This window comes from Romboutsia sedimentorum (assembly GCF_030131845.1).
GTDB classification, from domain to species: Bacteria; Bacillota; Clostridia; order Peptostreptococcales; family Peptostreptococcaceae; genus Romboutsia_D; species Romboutsia_D sedimentorum.
This window is the reverse complement of record NZ_JASKYM010000024.1, coordinates 1-1,731: the sequence shown is the minus strand read 5'-3', so window position 1 is coordinate 1,731 and position 1,731 is coordinate 1. Positions and strand designations below refer to the sequence as shown.

Here is a 1,731-nt window from a genome sequence, read left to right as displayed (position 1 = left end):
AAATAAAAGTTTATCTAGGGCTCAGATACTGTTATATATCTGGCTTTATGTTTCTTGGTTGTTTCAAATTCTATAAATTAACCTACTGTTTAATTTTCAAAGTTCATTTTTCCAACTCACTCAGTATAACAAAACTTTTTCATTTTATCAACTTATTTTTTGTTGTTTTTTATTTTTGTTCCTTTTCTTAAGGACAAGTATAACTATACCATCATTGTAAAATTTAGTCAACATTTTTTTATATATTTTTTATTTATTTTTATAAACGAGTTTTTTTATTCCCATTTTCAACTTGTAATCCTTGCAACCAGTAATTTAAATAATCAATTATACAACAGTATTAATATTTGTATAATTGATTATTTTATTCAAATATTTATAAACTTTATAAAAGAATCTCTTTCTACAATAATTTTATATTTAAAATTAAAATTTTGTTTTAAATAGATATGATTAATCTGTCTGTGATAATAATCTCTTAGTTATATCTGAAATTTTTAATTCACCTAATTCTATGTGACCCATAACTATTATTGCTTTTATAGTATTTGCTGAATTATCCCATTTATAAGCTCTAGCATTCATTATCACTTCTTCAGGCATAATTTCTTCTAATTCCATAGCTAAATCATCAGTCATTGTCATGTACTCATCGAATAAGTCTTCACTTTCTAACTCATCTAACTCATAATTTTCTTTTATTATTTCATTAAGTTCTTCTATAGTTATACTTATTTGATATGCTAGTGTATCTTCTCTTTTAGTTCCTTTAGTCATATCTTTTTCAACTACAAAATTACTGTTATCTTCTATTGCTGTTTTTATTTCACTACTATCAATTATTTCATTTCCAAAAACTATATACATAATATCATCTCCTTAAAATTACTTAGCCATTGCTTCTATGAGTGATTCTTGCAATGATCTTTTTATACCTTTTTCTTTTGCAACTTTTATTAAATATCTATATCTAGATTTTTTGGCTTCTAACTCATATATAGCTACATCTACTAATTCTGGATCACTAACATATTCAAAAAATAATTGTGCGGTTTTTACATCCAGCTGAGCTCTATTTATTTCCTTTATTAGTTTTTGTTTTTCTTTATCTCTATTTAATATTTTATTTTTATTAGACATAGTCATCCTCCATAATTTACATTTATTAAGAATCTTAACATTTTTTAAATGCAATATACCATTTTATGTAAAATTATTGAGTTTATTAAATTAAAAGTTATAATATAAAAAACCTCTAGTGAAATTCACTAGAGGTTACTGGTGGGATTAACAGGGCTCGAACCTGTGACCCCCTGCTTGTAAGGCAGGTGCTCTCCCAGCTGAGCTATAATCCCGCGTATATGGTGCGCCCAAAGGGACTCGAACCCCTAACCTTCTGATTCGTAGTCAGACACTCTATCCAGTTGAGCTATAGGCGCACAATTTATGGAGGCGACACCCAGATTCGAACTGGGGATCAAGGAGTTGCAGTCCATTGCCTTACCACTTGGCTATGTCGCCTTAATATTAAAATATAAATGGTGATCCATCCGCGACTCGAACGCGGGACACCCTGATTAAAAGTCAGGTGCTCTACCGACTGAGCTAATGGATCACGTAAATGGGGTGGATAATGAGAGTCGAACTCACGACCTCCAGAGCCACAATCTGGCGCTCTAACCAACTGAGCTATACCCACCATATAATGGTCGAGGTGAAGGGACTCGAACC

The 1,731-nt window shown here is 30.4% G+C and carries 2 protein-coding genes and 5 tRNA genes; all 7 read right to left on the bottom strand.

The features are described from left to right. Positions 1–453: 453 nt before the first annotated feature. Positions 454–867, bottom strand: a complete 414-nt coding sequence (locus QOZ84_RS16350; protein ID WP_284133955.1) for a hypothetical protein — start codon at positions 865–867, stop codon at positions 454–456. An 18-nt stretch (positions 868–885) separates the two neighbouring features. Then, positions 886–1,140 carry a DUF2508 family protein gene (locus QOZ84_RS16345; protein WP_284133954.1) on the bottom strand — a complete coding sequence of 85 codons (255 nt, stop codon included), beginning with the start codon at positions 1,138–1,140 and terminating at the stop codon, positions 886–888. Positions 1,141–1,279: 139 nt separating this feature from the next. Further along, positions 1,280–1,355 (bottom strand) — tRNA-Val (locus tag QOZ84_RS16340). A 7-nt stretch (positions 1,356–1,362) separates the two neighbouring features. Next, positions 1,363–1,439, bottom strand: a tRNA-Arg gene (locus QOZ84_RS16335). 8 nt (positions 1,440–1,447) lie between these two features. Continuing rightward, positions 1,448–1,521, bottom strand: a tRNA-Cys gene (locus QOZ84_RS16330). 18 nt (positions 1,522–1,539) lie between these two features. Next, positions 1,540–1,615 (bottom strand) — tRNA-Lys (locus QOZ84_RS16325). Positions 1,616–1,622: 7 nt separating this feature from the next. Continuing rightward, positions 1,623–1,699 (bottom strand) — tRNA-His (locus QOZ84_RS16320). Between the last annotated feature and the right edge of the window lie 32 nt (positions 1,700–1,731).